This is a genomic window from Shouchella miscanthi, assembly GCF_007725405.1.
Classification (GTDB): Bacteria; Bacillota; Bacilli; order Bacillales; family Bacillaceae_D; genus Shouchella; species Shouchella hunanensis.
Genome location: NZ_CP042163.1, coordinates 3,847,807 through 3,865,848, shown reverse-complemented (window position 1 = coordinate 3,865,848; position 18,042 = coordinate 3,847,807). Strand labels below are relative to the sequence as shown.

Below are 18,042 nucleotides of genomic sequence, written 5' to 3'. Positions count from 1 at the left end.
AGAAGGGGGAAAGTAAATGGCGCGCGCTTCGGTAACGGTAAGGTCTACACCTTCAACGAAAAAGAAGAAATGGTCAAAAGATGCGTGGTGGGCACTTTTGTTTATTGGACCGACGGTATTAGGGTTAATGACATTTTACATTGGACCTGCGATGGCTTCCTTTGCCTTATCATTTACACATTGGGATGGACTAACAGCCCCTTCATTTGCTGGAATGGATAATCTTATCGCACTCTTTACTAGTCCTATCTTTTTGCGGTCGCTTTTAAACACGTTGGTCTTTATGCTGGTTGCTGTCCCTGCTTCAATTGCAATAGCGACACTGATTGCTGTCTTGCTCAACCAACGCATTAAAGGAATGATCGTGTATCGAGCTCTGTATTTTCTCCCTGTCGTCACAATGCCAATTGCGGTAGGGATGGTATGGAAATGGCTATACAATACCGAATATGGGCTGTTCAACTATATTCTTGGCGCGGTAGGCTTACCACAACCGGAGTGGTTGTTTAACCCTTCTATTGCACTTCTATCCGTCGTTGCTGTCTACGTTTGGATGACAATAGGAAATAATGTCATTCTCATTTTAGCCGGGCTTCAGAATGTGGATACAGGGTACTACGAAGCGGCAGAAATCGATGGTGCTTCAAAAATAAGGCAGTTTTTTTCCATTACGTTACCGCTCATTACGCCTACATTATTTTTTGTTATGGTCACGGCAATGATTAGCTCTCTGCAAGTATTTGATTTATTGTTTGTCATGATTGGTGATACAACTGCCCTTGTAGGACCGTTAAGAACGATCGTATATGGTGTCTATGAGTCAGGCTTTATGTTTTCCCAGATGGGTTACGCCTCAGCCCAGGCATTTGTGTTGTTTTTACTTATTCTTGGGATGACGATTTTACAGTTCGCTGGTCAGAAAAAATGGGTGCATTATGATGGGTAATGCCAGAAAGGGTGGCGTTGTATGAAAAAAAGCTGGATTCATATCTTGTTGCTAGTTGGCGCAATTGTCATGGTTATTCCTTTCTTTTGGATGGTTTCGACCTCATTTAAGTCGTATTTAGAGTCGATGCAAATCCCACCCACAGTCTTTCCGAAGCAGTTTCGCTTTGATAATTATGCGCGGGTATTTGAGAGTGCAGATTTTCTAACGTATTACGCCAACACTATTTTTGTGACGGTTGTACGAACAGCCTCACAGTTATTTCTTTGCTCGATGGCAGCATATGCCTTCGCCCGATTGGATTTTCCTTTTAAGAATACATTGTTTCTTGTGATCTTATCGGTTTTAATGGTGCCAATCCAAGTCATACTTATCCCGAATTATGCATTGCTCTCACAGTTTGGCTGGATTAATACGTTCTATGCTTTAATTGTTCCTGGTATATTCAGTGCATTTGGGGTGTTTTTATTACGTCAGTTTTTTATGGGGATACCAAAAGAACTGGATGAAGCGGCAATAATGGATGGGTGTTCTAAATGGGGTGTCTATTGGCGTGTGATTTTACCAAATGCAAAGCCAGCACTTGTGGCTCTTGGAATTTTTACCGTCTTAGCTTCATGGAATGATTTTATGTGGCCACTTGTCATGACTAACTCTGCCGATATGCGCGTCCTTTCTGTTGGGATTGCAAATTTTGAAGGGCAATATTCAACAGAATACCCATTACTTATGGCAGCTGCACTCATGTCAACTATACCAATGTTACTTATGTTTCTTTTCTTACAAAAGTATTTAATAGCAGGAATTGCCCTAGGTGGAGTGCGAAGATAATAAGAGATGAAAAAAAGGAGATGGGACAAATGTTACGAGTCATGGTGGTTGGTCTTGGGACGATGGGGGCAGTGCACGCCTCTAGCTTTATGAAAATGAACGATACGAAGCTAACAGCAGTGGTTGATGTGAAGGAAGAACGAGCAAACGAATGGGGGGAGAAATCAGGCGCCAAGTCTTTCTATTCGTTTGATGAAGCAATTAGAGAAATAGGAGAGGAAATTGACGTCATTTCAATTTGTGTTCCTACTGATCTTCATCCAGCATTAGTGAAAAAAGCGGCTGATGTAAAGGTATCTATTATTTGTGAGAAGCCATTAGCTCGTTCGCTTGAAGCTGCAGAAGAGATGGTTGCTTATTGCCGAAAACAAGGTGTTGCCCTTTTCGTTGGTCACGTTGTCCGCTTTTTTCCAGAATATCAAAAAGCAAAGCAAGCACTTGATGAAGGAGCAGTTGGAAAAGTTGGTGTTGTTCGAACAACAAGAGGAGGTTCTTATCCTATTGCGACGGAAGATTGGTACGCAAACACAGATCGGAGTGGTGGACTCGTTCTCGACTTAATGGTTCATGATTTCGACTTCTTACGGTGGTGCTTTGGTGAGGTGGAACGGGTATATGCAAGGAATCTGGCAGGCGTCGCAGGTATAAATGAAGAGCGAAAGGATTACGCTCTAGTGACCCTTCGTTTTGCAAACGGTGTCATTGCCCACCTAGAAGGTACGTGGGCGCATGAAGGCTTCCGTACATCATTTGAACTTGCTGGTAAAGAGGGCATCCTCCACTACGATAGTCAAAAAAACCAAGCGCTCGTAGCGGAAAAAGCAAGCCCGGATGGGAAACCAGGTGTAGCGGTTCCTGAAAGTCCTTTACAGCACTCCCCTTACTATACGGAATTGAGTCATTTTATCCAGTGTATCCAATCAGGGAAAGAGCCGATCGTGACAGCGGAGGATGCGCTCAAAGCAGTGGAGATTGGAATGGCTGCTTTACAGTCAATTAAGGAAAAGAAGCCGATCACCATTCATTCTCAGACAGTAGCTCACTAATTTGAAGGAGGAGACGTTATGAAAGTAGGAATAATTAGTTTTGCCCATGGTCATGCCCATGCCTATGCATCTAGTTTAGTGACCATTGATGGGGTGACAGTAGTAGGAATAGCCGATGATAATGAAAAGCGTGGCCAAGAAGCGGCTCAACACTATAAAACGGACTACTATAGATCGTATCATGAATTGTTGGCTCAAGGACTTGATGCAGTGGTTGTGACATCTGAAAATGCACGCCATAAAGAGCATGCAGTCGCTGCAGCAAAAGCAGGAGCTGCGGTATTATGTGAAAAACCGCTTGCCCATACGGTTGAAGACGCACAGGCCATCATTGCTGCATGCGAAGAAGCTGGCGTTCTCCTGCAAACCGCTTTTCCAGTCCGCTTTAATGAAGCCATTAAACGGGCAAAGGCCCGTATTGACGCAGGTGAATTTGGCGCTATCTTAGCAATGAAAGGGACGAACCGAGGCAAGAATCCTGGAGGATGGTTTAATGATAAGCAGCTCGCAGGTGGTGGGGCTGTTATTGACCATACCGTCCATGTGGTGGATGTTATGCGCTGGATTTTACAAGAAGACGTAGCCGATGTTTACGCTGAAATCGATCAACATTTTTCGGCTGAAGCCATTGATGATGCGGGGATTTTATCGCTAACGTTTCAAAACGGTGTCTTTGCTACACTAGACTGTAGTTGGTCTAGAAATCCGAACTTCCCTATTTGGGGAGACGTGACATTAGAATTTATCGGTACAAAAGGAACTTTGAAAGTCGATGCCCAAGCGCAGAAATTGGATCTTTACCATAGCGGTGGTCTTCAATACAATTTCTGGGGCGACAACATGGATGATAGCCTTGTTCGAGATTTTATTGAAAGTGTTCGAAAAAAGCGCAATCCGTCAGTGACAGGTATTGATGGATTGAAAGCGTTAGAAGTGGCGATTGGTGCTTACGCTTCTGCAGCTAAAGGTGACGTTGTTGCATTAGGTGAGGGAGAGCAGGTACCTCGATGAAAAAAGGGATAAACCAATGGTGCTATCCAGCAGGAACACCTCTTGATCGCGTGCTAGAATGGACAAAACAGGCCGGATTCTCATCAATCGAATTAAATGTAGGGAAGCCAGGAGAAGTGGGACTAACCCTTGATACAACGGTAGAAGAAGGGAAAAAGATAAAGGCGCAAATAAAAGCGGCCGGGCTTGAAATGGATAGCCTATCAACCGCATTATTATGGCAAACACCCCTTTCTTCTGCTGAAGAAAAAATGCAAGAGCAAGGGAAATACGTTGTAAGGAAAATGCTTGAACTAGCACATGAATTAGACGTTAGTACGGTCCTTGTTGTTCCAGGAATCGTGACGGAAGATGTGCGGTACGATGAATGTTATGAGCGCAGCATTGCGGCAGTGAAAGAGCTTGCCTCAGTAGCGGAAGAGTTAAATGTTAAAATAGGAATTGAAAACGTCTGGAACCGCTTTTTGCTATCACCTCTTGAAATGGTTCGTTATATTGATGAGGTGAACTCTACTCACGTAGGTGCGTACTTTGATGTTGGAAATGTTCTTCAATTTGGCTATCCAGAGCAGTGGATTCGGATATTAGGAGAGCGCATTTTAAAAGTCCATGTAAAGGATTTTAAAACGAGCGTCGGTACGATTACTGGTTTTACGAATTTATTAGCAGGAGACGTAAACTGGCAAGCTGTAATGGAGGAACTTCAGCAGATTGGCTATAGAGGAGCATTAACAGCCGAATTAACACCGTATACCTATGATCCAGCAGCGCTTGCATATGATACGTCTAGACAGATGGACCTTTTATTGGCACCGCATCTAACGCCATACTAGACGTTGAGAAAAAACGGCCGCTTCGGTCGTTTTTTTATTTGGTTTTTCCAAAAAAAGCGTTTTAAAATAGAGTCACTCCGTTCCAATCTATAGTAAACTAAACGGAATAGGATCACTTTTAAGATAATAGGTGAAGGTATGACGACGACTAAAAGAACCCTTGAAAAAAAGTTTAGAAGATACGTCACTGCGCTAATTGCCCTTATTATGCTACTCATAACATTCGTTTATATCTATTTAGAACGAGAGCAAGCACGAAACTTAATCGGCGAGCAAGCGCTAACAACCGCTTTGACAGTTGCAGAAATACCAGAAGTGAAACAAGCATTGATTGGTACAGGAGATGTCGATAAGGTAAGAGAGATGATTGATCAAATCCAACGTAATGCAGGCGCAGAATATATTGTCATTGGTGATGGTGACGGTGTTCGCTTGACCCATCCAAACCGTGAACAAATTGGTCAAGAGATGGTAGGTGGTGATAATGATGATGCACTCCTTTATGGACGAAGCTATACGTCTCTCGCCCAAGGATCACTCGGTGAAGCTGTACGAGGAAAAACACCAATTCGTGCGGAAGACGGCTCGATTATTGGTGTAGTCTCGGTTGGGTATATGATTGAATACATAAACGCAACGTTTTTAAAAGGCTTTACCGTATTTGCCTCCGCCATTCTCGTCATCTTCTTGATAGGTATGGTAGGTAGTAATGCTCTTGCTCGAAGTATTCGCCGCGATACATTCGGGTTGGAACCGTATCAAATTGCACGATTGTATAAAGAGCGACATGCCGTCATTGAAGCAGTGAGTGAAGGGCTACTAGCGACGGATCAGGATGGAAGAGTCACACTTCTAAATGCACTTGCCAAAGAGATGCTTCAGATAGATGAGCAGGCCATTGGGCAGAAGATTGATCAGGTGTTACCAGATTCAGAGATTGCAGCAGTCTTACAAACGGAAGAAGCGACAGGCCAAAATGAAGTGATCGTTAATGAAGACCGTCTAATTATTTACTATCAAATAATCAATGAAGATGGGCACTATGCAGGGAAAGTCGCTCGCTTTCAAAATCGGACAGAATTACAGGAGTTAGTGAACGCTTTATCGGAAATTCAACAGTATTCAAAGGATCTTCGTGCGCAGACTCATGAATATAAAAATAAATTGTACGCCATATCTGGCTATCTTCAGTTAGGCTATTATGATGAAGCAATTGATTTTATTGAAGAAGAAACAGGTACGCAATCTCGTGATGACCGGATTGTTTTCGAACAAATTCAGGACCCTACGATTCAAGCCATTCTCATTGGTAAGCGTTCAAAAGCCTCTGAGAAGAAAATCTGCTTCACTCTTGATCCAGCGAGCACGGTTGAATGGCAGTGGCCAGCAGAAGCAGCTGCCCCTCTCGTAACCATTATTGGAAATGTTGTAGACAATGCATTTGATGCGGTAATAGGACGTGACAAACCGACAGTGGAAGTGTTTTTAACCGATCTTGGAAAAGAACTAATTGTTGAAGTGGCAGATAACGGATCAGGGATCGCTGAATCGATACAAGCGCAATTATTTGAGCAAGGAACGACAACAAAAAGTGGACAAAGAGGGTATGGTCTAGCACTAGTGAAAGCGGCGCTTAAGGAATTAAACGGAACACTAGAAATCGAACACAATCAACCATCAGGGACCATTATGAGCTTATACATTCCAAAAGAACAGGTGGGAGAACGAAGTGAACGTAATGATAGCAGAAGATGATTATCATGTAGCTGGTATTCATGAGAAATTTTTGAAACAACTTCAAGACATACACGTCATTGCTAAAGCCCAGACAGCGAGTGAAACCATTCAGCTCGTTGATCAACATCAACCGGATTTAGTTTTACTGGATGTTTATTTACCAGATCAATTAGGAGTCGATGTCGTCGAGCAGTTATATGAAGTCGCCCCTCATGTGCAAATTATTCTTATCACAGCTGCTACAGAAAAAGAGATATTTACAGAAGCTCTTCACCTTGGCGTTATCGATTACCTCATTAAACCCATTGCCTTTGAACGATTGAAGGAAGCCATTGAGAAGGCCCAGGCGCAAAGTAACCAATTAAGACAGTCTCCCCGTATAACCCAAGCTCTCGCGGATTCTTTTTTTCTCCGTGTAAAAGACAATAGCGATAAAGAAGATGAATTGCCTAAAGGAATTGATCGGCTTACATTAGAAAAGGTTCGTCATCTTCTTCAAGAACAGCAAGACGGGATAACAGCAGAGGCTCTTGGTAAGCAATTTGGTGCATCACGAACAACTTCCCGCCGCTATTTAGAATATTTGATTTCAATAGATGAAGCGAAAGCAGAATTAGAATACGGCATAGTCGGAAGACCAGAGCGGAAATATTGGAAGCTGTAGCGCTATAAATGGCACAGGCGTGGCAATCAGTGTTTTATAATAATGAAACGCGAGTGACTGAGCCGGCTACAAAAAGAAAAACGAACCCATGAACATGTGTGTGGGTTCGTTTTTTAATAATTCTCATCGTTAATACTTATAGGACTGACCACCATCAATCGGAATAACGGTTGCATTAATAAAGTCTGCTTGGTGCGACAATAGGAAAGCAACGAGGTAGCCAACTTCTTCAGGTTTACCAAAGCGGAGCATCGGGTTCGCTTTAACGAATTCTTTCCCTGCTTCTTCCCAGTTATCTCCCCCAATTTGACGTAAAGAGCCTTCTACCATAGCGGTCATAATGGCACCTGGGGCAATGGCTTTAATGCTGACACCGAACTGGCCATATTCAATGCCTGAGTTTTTGGTTAAACCGACAACACCATGTTTACTTGCTGCGTATCCGGATTGGTTACCGACACCGCGAATGCCTCCAACAGATGCCGTGTTCACAATCGAACCAAAGCCTTGTTCTTTCATAATCTTTAAGACGTGCTTCATTCCGTAAAATACACCATTTAAGTTGATGTCGACAACCTTTTGAAATTCTTCAATGCCGTAGTCCTCTGTAAGGTTTTGTTTTCCTTCAACGCCAGCATTATTAAAGAACCCATCAATCTTGCCAAACGTGTCTTTTGTATACTGTACATATTTCTGGACGTCTTCCTCATTTGCAACGTTCGCTTCCACTAATTCTACAGTGGCGTTTGGATTCTCGTCTATAATGACTTGTTTTGTTTCCTCAAGACCTGCCATATTTAAATCAACAAGGACTAATGTTGCTCCTTCAGACGCCATTTGCTTTGCAGCTGCTCTTCCTAATCCAGAGCCACCACCAGTAATAATAATAACTTTTTCTTCAAAACGATTCATAAAAACGTCTCCTTCCAGCGATGCTATAATAAAAACAAGGTAAGGAATTTCTACTTCGAGTGTAAACGGATTCATTGTGTAGAACAATCGTTAATCAGAACGGATGTGTCGATAGAATCTACACCTTTGGTTATTATGTTGAATTTTGGAGGAATCATACATGACTTCAAGTGAAAAACGTTCGTCAAAACAAAGTGAACGAACAAAAAACAATTTTAAACAAGCGTTTATTAGCCTCGTTCATGCAAAAGGGTTTAGCCATGTGTCTGTTACAGATATTGTGAAAAAAGCAGATTATAATCGAACCACTTTTTATCTTTATTATCAGGACAAGTATTGTCTTTCAGATGAATTGAAAGCACAGATGTATCAACAGATTAAAGATACGAGCATGAATAAATACGAAAAAGGAAAAAGCGTTACAACGGGTACAATGAATTCTGGATCATTTGAATTGACCCATTTCATTTATGCCAACCAGCCTTTTTTTAATTTATACATCATAGAAGATACGATTCCGAGTCTGCATCGTGACTTACCGCAAGCGATCTATGAGGTGTTAAAAGAACACTTCCAGCTGGTATCTGTAAATCAAGACCGAGATATTAACTATGATGCACATAAGTTATATATGGCTCACGGTACAGCAGGCTTACTAGTCGATTGGATTGAAAAAGGGTATCCCATTAGTCCAAATGATATGTCTGAGCGCCTTATACATATTCTTGAATCATTTGCAAAAGAGTTTAAAGTAACGAGTAGAGGCTAATGCATGTATTTCCTGCGCCTCTACATCGTTTTCAAATACAACCTATATAAACTTTATGAACAAAATGAACAATAAATTGAAAACGGTTACATTTGTGCGTTGTTTGTGTAAGATAAATAAAACTCAGTGATGCGATTGAAGTGAATTCAACGTCTTAATGCCCTTGCTTCTTATTTCTAGAAGGAGTTGAAGGGTAAGGGGAGAACTGTAAAAGGTAAAAGAGCAGCTTTAAATGTAGTAAGGTCTTTTGTTTTCGGACTTTTCAGTTAGAAGCTGTCTTTTTTAGTCTTTCAAAAAAAGAGGTGGAATGGAACGCATGAGCAAATTGATGAATACGACCATCGGAAAGTTGCTTGAGACGAAAGCAAGAGAAGTGCCAAACAATGATGCGCTTGTCTATGTGGATCGCGGGTTACGTCTGTCTTATAACCAGTTTAATGAAGCGTGTAGACATGTGGCGAAAGCGTTCATAGATCTCGGAATGAAACAAGGGGACCACGTAGCTATTTGGGCGTCAAATACGCCGGAATGGGTGACTACACAATTTGCGACGGGGAAAATGGGTGCGGTACTTGTTACGGTCAATACGAATTATCAAGCAAGAGAGCTAGAGTATCTCCTCAAGCAGTCGGATTCAAAAACGCTTATTTTAATGGAATCGTTTAAAGGTGTCTCCTACTTAGATATCATCTATGAGATTCTTCCTGAATTAAAAACAGCGACTCCAGGACAGCTTCAATCGAACACGTTGCCTTACCTAAAAAATGTTATTGTGCTAAGTGAAGAACGTTACCCTGGTATGTTTAATTGGCGAGATTTCCTTGCTTTTGCAGATCAAGTGACGCATGCAGCACTTGACGAACGTCTTGAACAGCTTGATCCTAGTGATGTCATTAACATGCAATATACGTCAGGCACAACCGGTTTTCCGAAAGGTGTCATGCTTACGCACCATAACCTTATTAATACAGGAAAGCATGCTGGAGAAGGGATGAATTTCACCTATAAAGACCGCTTGTGTATACCAGTTCCATTCTTTCACTGTTTCGGTTGTGTGTTAGGGACGTTGGTTTGTGTCACAAGTGGAGCAACGATGGTGCCCGTTCAAGAGTTCAATGTAGCTGATGTCCTCACCTCGATTGAGAAGGAGCGCTGTACAGCTGTTCACGGAGTACCGACGATGTTCATCGCTGAGTTAAATGATCCTGCTTACAAGTCATACGATTTATCTTCATTACGAACAGGGATAATGGCAGGCTCAACATGTCCAATCGAAGTGATGAAAAAAGTATCAGACGATATGGGAGCAAACGAATTAACGATTGTTTACGGCCAAACAGAAACATCTCCTGGTATTACGCAAACACGTACAGGTGATTCGCTAGACGTACGTGTGCAGACAGTTGGTCGAGCCATGCCACATATCGAGGTGAAAATTGTTGATCCTTCGACTCGACAAGAGGTACCACTAGGTGTACAAGGAGAGATTTGTTGTCGTGGCTATAATGTCATGAAAGGCTACTACAAAAATCAAGAAGCAACGGATAACACAATCGACGAAGACGGTTGGCTCTATACAGGTGATCTAGCAGTTATGGACGAAGCTGGGAATTGCACGATTACAGGACGCCTAAAAGATATGATTATCCGTGGAGGAGAGAATATTTATCCCCGTGAAGTCGAGGAGTTTCTTTACACTCATCCTGCTCTTCTAGATGTGCAAGTTATCGGCGTTCCAGATGCGAAATACGGGGAAGAAGTGATGGCTTGGATTCGGGTAAAAGAAGGAATGGAAATAGAAAAATCAGAATTAATCGCTTATTGTAAAGGCAAGATTGCTCATTATAAAATTCCCCGCTATATCGAGGTGTGCGAGGAATTTCCGATGACAGCGTCAGGAAAGATTCAAAAATTCAAGCTTAAAGAACAAGCGATCAACAAAATGAAAACGCTTTAAAAATAAAGGTAGCTGTTTTTGACAAAGCAGCTACCCATTCAATAATCGTTCTACTTTTATTATCGTTATTATAGACCTATTATATCCTAGAAAGGGTGTTTCGTATGAAGAAATCATGGCTACTTCCGCTTGCGTGTACGGTGCTTCTAGGTGCTTGCTCCATGCCTGTTCAACATGGATCAGTCGATGCAAGTGGGAATTGGAAGCCTGATCGTTCCATTGAATTCATTGCTCCGGCTGCAGCAGGAGGCGGATGGGACACGACGGCTCGAATGCTTTCAAAGACGATTGATGAAAACAATCTCGCGAATCAAAGTTTTGGTGTGGTGAATAAGCCAGGAGGTGGAGGGGCTGTTGCCTGGGCATACATTCATAAGCGAAATGACCCGCACAATATCTTTATTGGATCGCCTCCACTTCACTTTGTTGAGTTAGCTGGGCAGTCACAATATGGCTACAAAGATTTTACACCAATTGCTAATTTAATAGCGGACTACGGTGCGTTTGCCGTTCGAGACGACGCAAAATGGGATACGTTAGACGAACTGTTTGCTGATATGCGAGAAGACCCATCGCAAGTGACAACGATTGGTGTATCTTCTCCAGGCAGTATGGATCACATGCAGTTTATATTGTTTGCGCAAGCTGCTGGTGTGGATATTACAAAAATTCGCTACGTTTCTGATCAAGATGGCGGTGCGATGACGTCAGTTTTAAACGGAAGCGTTGATATTGTGTCAACAGGTGTCTCAGAGGCTGCTGAACAAGCGCGAGCAGGTAAAATGAAAATACTAGGCATTACAGCACCTGAACGTTTAGAGGGTGACTATCTATCAACACTACCAACAGCTATCGAGCAAGGGATCGACGCTGAATTTGTTGTGTGGCGAGGTGTGTTTGGTCCGCCCGACATGACCGATGAACAACTTGCCTACTACGAGGATGTATTTAAACAAGCATCTCTTTCGGATTCATTTGCCGAAGTTCGAGAAGCATACGGATGGGATGAACTGTATATGGGGCATGAAGAATTTACGGAATTTTTAGATGAGCAGTCTGTTGACTTGCAAGCAGCATTAGATGAACTTGGATTTGGTGGATAGGAGGATCACTGATGAAACTAACAGTAAACCGTGGAATTTCACTTGTATTAATTTTTATTGCGGCTTCGTATTTAATCATGGCCTTTCAACTACCTGAGTATGCTTTTGTGCCTGTTGATTCGGACTTAATTCCAAAATTACTCGGGGCTTGTTTACTGGTGCTCGGCATTTGTTTCTTCTTTGCAAAAGACGTAGATACGGAGGAACAGAAAAAGAAGCGGACGATCCCAAAAAAAGAGGCGTATATGCTTTTTGGAATGATGGGGCTTGTCCTTATCTATATTACCGTTTTAGAAGTAGTTGGATTTGTTATCATGACGGCTTTATTTATTCTTATCTCTTCACGTATCCTCGGCTACAAAAAATGGATCGTGAATATGTTAACCGCACTCATTTTCTCAGTGGGTGTCTACAGTTTGTTTAATTATGGCTTAGCGATCCGCCTACCGGCTGGAATCCTGCCGTTTTAAGGGGGACGTGTAATGGGTTCATTTGATGGGTTAATGCAAGGGTTCTCAGCTGCTTTTAGTTGGGAAGGCATTTTGTTTGTTTTTATTGGTGTGTTGCTTGGAACCATTATCGGAATGATACCGGGACTTGGCCCTATTAGTGCCATTGCCATTATGATTCCGATCACGTACGGAATGGACCCTACTATAGCGCTTGTGATGATGGCAGGTGTGTATTACGGGTCGATGTATGGAGGATCGACTTCTTCCATTTTGTTAAACGCTCCTGGGGTAGCGGGGACAGTCGCTGCGGCATTTGATGGCTATCCGATGGCGAAGCAAGGGAAAGCTGGAAAAGCTCTTGCGATATCAGCAATTGCTTCCTTTGTCGGTGGGACAGTAAGTGTTATTTTACTTATGTTGTTTGCACCCATGCTTGCAAGTGTCGCGATTTATTTTGGACCACCTGAGTACTTCGCGCTTATGCTGCTCGGTCTTACGGCAATCGCCAGTTTAAGCGAAGGCTCAACGTTAAAAGCACTAACTTCCGCTGTTTTAGGTTTCATGGTCGTAACCATTGGGATTGATTCACAAACAGGTACGACACGCTTTACCTTTGGAAGCGTTAACTTATTGGATGGGATTGACTTCTTGATTATTGCCCTTGGTGTTTTTGCGCTCGCTGAAGTGTGTTTCCTTATTTTAAATCGACGAGAATCCATGAGTGGCTTTAAAAATATTGGCAGTTTGAAGCTGAGTAAATCAGATTTAAATGAAATGAAAGGACCAATGACAAGACAATCGTTTCTCGGTTTTCTCCTTGGTATCTTACCAGGAGCAGGTGCGACGATTTCTTCATTCATTGCTTATATTTCCGAGAAAAAACTAGCGAAGAATCCGGAGGAGTTTGGTAAGGGGTCTATTAAAGGACTGACTGGACCTGAAACGGCCAATAATGCCGCTACTAGCGGTGCGTTTGTGCCGCTTCTGTCCCTAGGGATTCCAGGTTCAGGAACAACAGCTGTCATGCTAGGTGCGTTTCTCGTATTAGGCTTACAGCCGGGACCGCTTTTAATTACAGAAAACCCAACCGTTTTTTGGGGTGTCATTGCCAGTATGTACATTGGTAACGTCTTTCTATTAATCTTAAATCTACCGCTCATCCCATATTTCGTGAAGATTTTAGCTGTTCCTCGACCTTTGCTGATTTCACTTGTTGTGATCTTTAGCTTAGTCGGCGTGTACGCGGTTAGCTTTAGTACGTTTGATCTTTATTTGCTTGTCTTGTTTGGCATCCTTGGCTATCTTATGCGCATTTTTGCTTTTCCTGCAGCACCATTCATTTTAGCCTTTATCCTTGGTGGGATGATGGAACAAATGTTACGTCAATCTTTAACCATTTCTGATGGTTCATTAGCGATTTTCGCACAAAGTCCGCTTGCTTTATCATTAATTGTGTTAACGGTCCTCTCGCTTGTGATTCCGACGTGGAGAAATGCAGTCAAACGACGCAAAAGCAGTGATCAATCAATTGGAATGTAGGACAGAAAAGCCTTATGAGCGGTATGCTCGTACGGCTTTTTTCTTTTTCACTTGGTCTCTCGCGTGCTTCTTATAATGGAAGGGACCAGCTTTCGTAAGAAATTCTTAAGAAAAATCGTCACTTTGTAGTAAGATTTACCAGCTATACTAATGTTAAGAACAAAGACACGCTATACTAAGAGGGGGAAAGGAGTGTAGATTCAAATGGATCGTTACCAAGTACTAGTAGTGGATGATGAAGTTGAAATTCGAGAAGCAATTAGCATTTATTTACGACATGAAAACATTGACGTTGTTCATGCAGGTGACGGACTTGAGGCTATTCAAATGCTAGAAGAGAAAACCATCCATTTAATTGTATTAGACGTTATGATGCCTAAACTTGACGGAATAAAAACGACGCTAAAAATTCGAGACAAGCAGCACATCCCTATTATTCTATTAAGTGCAAAAAGTGAAGATACAGACAAAATTATCGGACTACAGGTTGGAGCAGATGACTATGTAACCAAACCGTTTAACCCTCTTGAACTAGTTGCCCGAGTAAAGTCACAGTTGCGCCGCTATGTAAAATTCGAACAATACATAAAAAGTGAAGCCCTTCATTTACGAGGCCTCACACTAGATAAAAGCGCAAAACAAGTATGTGTTGATGATCGGCTAATCAAACTTACTCCAATTGAATTTCGAATTGTAGAACTATTGCTAACCTATGCTGGGCGCGTCTTTTCGATTGAAGAGATTTATGAACGAGTGTGGAATGAACCACATTACCAATCTGAAAATACGGTCGCTGTTCATATTCGTCGCATTCGCGAGAAGATTGAATTAGACCCGAAAAATCCAACGTATATAAAGGTGGTATGGGGTATTGGCTACAAAATGGAAAAGTAGATGGAAACAAATTGGCTGGCTGTTTCTTCTCAGCGCAGGAATTGGATCATTGTTTGTTGTTCTTTATTATAGCGACACCTATACGTATAAAAACTATTACAAAACACCAACATTTCAACATGAATTGGATGATTTTCTGACCAAAGTGGTTCAGTTTGAATTTAAAGACCAAACGTTGGAAGAAGAGATAGAAGCAATTAAAGTGACGGAAGAAGATTTGAATGAGTACCGCTATGAGTATGGGGTAGAGTTCGGAGACATTCAATCCATTCATCAGCACTACCAAGATGAATTAGAGTGGAATGAGCTTGACGAAGGGGGTGAGATGGCTCAAGTTTTAAGAGAACAACGGGATAAAGACATTGCTGCAGTCCGTGAAATCTTTGATGATGAGGCCCTTACCGCTAGAATTCAAGCAGAAAAAGAACAGCAACTAAAAGATCAGTTTGTCTATCTTGAAAGAGAACGTCAAATTTTCCATCGACTAGAATCAACCTTTCACTATTATTTTATCTCTCACGAAACAGGTGATGTCTACACGAATATGGATCACGTTGTCAAAAGCCGCTGGGAGGAATCGTTCGATGAAGATAGTATGGAAATGTACCAGTCTTATACGGATATGAATGGGTTAATGGAGAGTAACTATCCATTCTACAATTCTGAAGGCTGGTTTTTAAGTGAGGCTACTGCTACAACTAATGAAGAAACAAACATGAGCTATGAAGGAGCAATCGGCATTCCATCTGACCGAACAAGCGCCATAACATCAGCGGCTGATGACTATAGAAAAAGACAGCTTTCCTTAGTAGGGCTCGCTCTTTTAGGCGTCGGTTTGGTCACAACAGCAGGCAGATCGTTTAGAAGGATTCGTAACGAGTTAGCCGAATCAACGAAGGGGTTAAAGTTAGAACGTGTTCCGACAGATCTTTTACTCGGTATCGCCATCATCTTAAGTATCTTGTTGCTTATTTTTGGGGATCAGTTTGCCAACAATCTGCTCTATTTAAGTGAGTATTCAACTGCTTCAACTCTTTTTTCACTAGCGATGTTTCTTTTGTGCATTGGGCTGCTTTTCATCGTCGTCTATAGATGTTTGACAATGAAGAAGACGGAGTCACTTAAAGAATTAGCTAAGCGTTCAATAATGTACCGTTTCACTACGATGATAAAAGAGGTGTTTGAACATCGGTCGGTTGGAATACAATTGAGCTTATTACTCGGGACAGTGTTTTTATTTGGAGTAGGGTTTCCACTCTTTTTTATAGAAGCTATTTTTCTTCTTTTCTATCTTATCGCATTGTTACTAGTCGGATTGCCGCTGTTCATCCTTCTTTTAAAAAGAGTTGGATATTTTAACAACCTGATAAAAGAGTCGAAAAAAATCGTTGCAGGCGAAGCCGCTGAGCCCCTTCCAATTAAAGGAGGCGCTGTTCTTAGTGATCTAGCACAAACCCTTAACCAACTAAAAGAAGGCTTACAGCACTCACAGCAAAAACAACTAAAAAGTGAGCGCTTGAAAACAGAATTAATTACAAATGTTAGCCATGACTTACGAACACCACTTACCTCAGTCATTACGTACACAGAGCTTCTAAAAAACGATAACCTTAGCCATGAAGAACGAGCTTCGTATATTGATATTATTGATCGAAAATCACAGCGTCTTAAACTGTTAATAGAGGATTTATTTGAAGCATCAAAAATGGCGAGTGGGAACGTAGAGTTAAAAACGGAAACCGTAGATTTAAATCAATTGCTTAAGCAAGCGTTAGCGGAAAGTAATCAAGCGATTGAAGCCTCTTCTCTCCATTTTCGCGTAAAAGAGGAGAGCGAACCATTGTATGCAAAAGTGGATGGGCAAAAGCTTTGGCGTGTGTTTGATAATCTGCTGACAAATATCCTGCGTTATGCGCTTCCTGAAACCCGGGTGTATATACACGCACGAAAAGAAGAAAATCGAATAAAAATCAGCTTTAAAAACGTTACAAACTATGAATTAGGGGAAAATATAGACGAATTATTTGAGCGGTTTAAGCGTGGTGATTCATCACGCCATACAGAAGGGTCAGGTCTCGGGCTCGCTATTGCTAAATCGATTGCCCAATTACATGGAGGGGATGTACAGCTTGAAGTAGACGGTGATCTCTTTAAAGCGACGGTTCTCTTGCCTGCGCTTTAGGTAATCCTTTCTTTACTTCACCCCGTCTTTTGATTTTCTCGTTAGAGCGCTAATTGTATGCGCTCTAATTTCATATTCAAGTGGCAAAACCATTTCCTATTACACTCCTTCTTTTAACGAATGACATGATCAGGCGTCAGAAGCGTAGAGCTTCTGTGAGCGCCGACGCATACACACGATGCCAGCCATGGTGCCAACCTCCATACTGATTCGGATCCACAAACGTTCGCTTCGTTGCTTCGAAATGTCCGGAAAAGGGGTGGAGCGTTGATACATTCATTCGATAAAAAGCTTGATAGCCGATTTTAGGGTAGGGGCTTGTTTCATTCCAAGCACTATTTTTTTCATGGTTCACTTTGATGCAACCAAGCAACGTGCAATCACCTGAGACATACCCTTCTTCAAAACATTCTCGCTGGAAAGCGGCTTTAGGTGTCTCCCCTTTTTCCACATGCCCTCCAGGCAAATCCCAGCCCCTCTTTTTTAAATAAACGAGCATTACCTGATTTTGATAGAAGCAAAATCCGTGAGCACTTGTTATCTTCTCAGCAAAAGGGAGAGTCGTCATTGGTACCCAAGTCAATTGAACGAGACCATTTCCCCAATAAACGTCTAAGCTAGTCATCTGAGGTCTGCCTTTTCGTGGAGCTGTGGTCGATGCTCTTGATCATGGTGAACAAATATCTTCGCAAAGCTTTCCGCTGAAAACTTACGCTTCCCTTTACCAATGGTAAATTGAGCTGATGGATCAACCGCTTCTAACGTTTCAATGAATTGAGCACGTTGTGAAATAAAGTGGTTGATAAGTGTATAGACATCAACGTTTTCTAGTCCCTTCAAACCAGCCTCATTAAATGAGTCGTGGCTAGGAAAAGCGGGTAATTGGGCGCCATCTTCCATAAACGGCACCATATTCGATGTATTGTGAGCATCCCAATTATAAAGATGTCCAACAATCTCGCGTACCGACCACTTTCCCTCTGCGAGTGGTTCTAAGAGAGTGTCTTCATCCATTTCCTTTAACTGCTTTATCTCTTCAATCATTCCTGTTAAATCACGAATAGATGACATTCTGTCGCCTCCTTTTTTCTATTGTAATGCATTATTCTGAAAAAAAGAATAAATGTGAGGTTGTATTTTAAAAAGTATAGTTTGATTTATTTCTG

At 41.9% G+C, this 18,042-nt stretch carries 17 protein-coding genes; 14 read left to right on the top strand and 3 right to left on the bottom strand.

Going from position 1 to position 18,042, the window contains the following annotated elements; translation table 11 throughout:
- Window positions 1-16: 16 nt before the first annotated feature.
- The 7 genes from FPV17_RS19735 (at window position 17) to FPV17_RS19705 (ending at window position 7,068) form a co-directional block, all read left to right on the top strand.
- A complete protein-coding gene (locus FPV17_RS19735) occupies window positions 17-946 on the top strand; it encodes a carbohydrate ABC transporter permease (RefSeq protein WP_144560183.1) in 930 nt (309 codons plus the stop codon).
- A gap of 21 nt (window positions 947-967) precedes the next feature.
- A complete protein-coding gene (locus tag FPV17_RS19730; protein WP_144560182.1) occupies window positions 968-1,777 on the top strand; it encodes a carbohydrate ABC transporter permease in 810 nt (269 codons plus the stop codon).
- 29 nt (window positions 1,778-1,806) lie between these two features.
- On the top strand, window positions 1,807-2,823 hold the full coding sequence (locus FPV17_RS19725; RefSeq protein ID WP_144560181.1) for a Gfo/Idh/MocA family protein: 1,017 nt from the start codon (window positions 1,807-1,809) through the stop codon (window positions 2,821-2,823).
- Window positions 2,824-2,841: 18 nt separating this feature from the next.
- Window positions 2,842-3,834: a Gfo/Idh/MocA family protein gene (locus tag FPV17_RS19720; RefSeq protein WP_060704522.1), complete on the top strand. Its 993-nt coding sequence runs from the start codon at window positions 2,842-2,844 to the stop codon at window positions 3,832-3,834.
- Window positions 3,831-4,667, top strand: coding sequence for a sugar phosphate isomerase/epimerase family protein (locus FPV17_RS19715; protein WP_035393700.1), 837 nt, complete (start codon window positions 3,831-3,833; stop codon window positions 4,665-4,667). The genes FPV17_RS19720 and FPV17_RS19715 overlap by 4 nt, the downstream gene beginning before the upstream one ends.
- A gap of 138 nt (window positions 4,668-4,805) precedes the next feature.
- The gene (locus FPV17_RS19710; RefSeq protein ID WP_144560180.1) at window positions 4,806-6,422 is read left to right on the top strand and encodes an ATP-binding protein; all 1,617 of its coding nucleotides are present in this window, start codon (window positions 4,806-4,808) and stop codon (window positions 6,420-6,422) included.
- Entirely contained in the window at window positions 6,406-7,068 is a 663-nt protein-coding gene (locus tag FPV17_RS19705; protein ID WP_349775502.1) for a response regulator, read from the top strand. Before FPV17_RS19710 ends, FPV17_RS19705 begins: the two co-directional genes overlap by 17 nt.
- Window positions 7,069-7,197: 129 nt before the next feature.
- Here FPV17_RS19705 and FPV17_RS19700 read toward each other — a convergent pair whose 3' ends face one another.
- The gene (locus FPV17_RS19700; protein WP_035393692.1) at window positions 7,198-7,980 is read right to left on the bottom strand and encodes an SDR family oxidoreductase; all 783 of its coding nucleotides are present in this window, start codon (window positions 7,978-7,980) and stop codon (window positions 7,198-7,200) included.
- A gap of 160 nt (window positions 7,981-8,140) precedes the next feature.
- Between FPV17_RS19700 and FPV17_RS19695 the strand changes: the two genes are divergently transcribed.
- The 7 genes from FPV17_RS19695 to FPV17_RS19665 all read left to right on the top strand — a co-directional run bounded on the left by FPV17_RS19695 (window position 8,141) and on the right by FPV17_RS19665 (window position 16,876).
- Window positions 8,141-8,749 carry a TetR/AcrR family transcriptional regulator C-terminal domain-containing protein gene (locus FPV17_RS19695; protein ID WP_144560178.1) on the top strand — a complete coding sequence of 203 codons (609 nt, stop codon included), beginning with the start codon at window positions 8,141-8,143 and terminating at the stop codon, window positions 8,747-8,749.
- 325 nt (window positions 8,750-9,074) lie between these two features.
- The gene (locus FPV17_RS19690; protein ID WP_144560543.1) at window positions 9,075-10,706 is read left to right on the top strand and encodes an AMP-binding protein; all 1,632 of its coding nucleotides are present in this window, start codon (window positions 9,075-9,077) and stop codon (window positions 10,704-10,706) included.
- A gap of 104 nt (window positions 10,707-10,810) precedes the next feature.
- On the top strand, window positions 10,811-11,809 hold the full coding sequence (locus FPV17_RS19685) for a tripartite tricarboxylate transporter substrate binding protein (protein WP_144560177.1): 999 nt from the start codon (window positions 10,811-10,813) through the stop codon (window positions 11,807-11,809).
- 11 nt (window positions 11,810-11,820) lie between these two features.
- Window positions 11,821-12,279 (top strand): tripartite tricarboxylate transporter TctB family protein, encoded by a 459-nt coding sequence (locus FPV17_RS19680; protein WP_035393687.1) that lies wholly within the window; start codon window positions 11,821-11,823, stop codon window positions 12,277-12,279.
- Between the two features lie 12 nt (window positions 12,280-12,291).
- The gene (locus FPV17_RS19675; protein WP_144560176.1) at window positions 12,292-13,800 is read left to right on the top strand and encodes a tripartite tricarboxylate transporter permease; all 1,509 of its coding nucleotides are present in this window, start codon (window positions 12,292-12,294) and stop codon (window positions 13,798-13,800) included.
- Between the two features lie 204 nt (window positions 13,801-14,004).
- Window positions 14,005-14,694, top strand: a complete 690-nt coding sequence (locus tag FPV17_RS19670; RefSeq protein WP_144560175.1) for a response regulator transcription factor — start codon at window positions 14,005-14,007, stop codon at window positions 14,692-14,694.
- Window positions 14,672-16,876, top strand: a complete 2,205-nt coding sequence (locus FPV17_RS19665; protein ID WP_144560174.1) for a sensor histidine kinase — start codon at window positions 14,672-14,674, stop codon at window positions 16,874-16,876. The genes FPV17_RS19670 and FPV17_RS19665 overlap by 23 nt, the downstream gene beginning before the upstream one ends.
- Window positions 16,877-17,012: 136 nt before the next feature.
- On the opposite strand, the gene FPV17_RS19660 is transcribed toward FPV17_RS19665, so the two are convergent.
- Both FPV17_RS19660 and FPV17_RS19655 read right to left on the bottom strand, forming a co-directional pair.
- A complete protein-coding gene (locus tag FPV17_RS19660) occupies window positions 17,013-17,501 on the bottom strand; it encodes an NUDIX domain-containing protein (RefSeq protein WP_035393684.1) in 489 nt (162 codons plus the stop codon).
- Window positions 17,498-17,947: a DinB family protein gene (locus FPV17_RS19655; protein WP_035393683.1), complete on the bottom strand. Its 450-nt coding sequence runs from the start codon at window positions 17,945-17,947 to the stop codon at window positions 17,498-17,500. Before FPV17_RS19655 ends, FPV17_RS19660 begins: the two co-directional genes overlap by 4 nt.
- Window positions 17,948-18,042 lie beyond the last annotated feature (95 nt).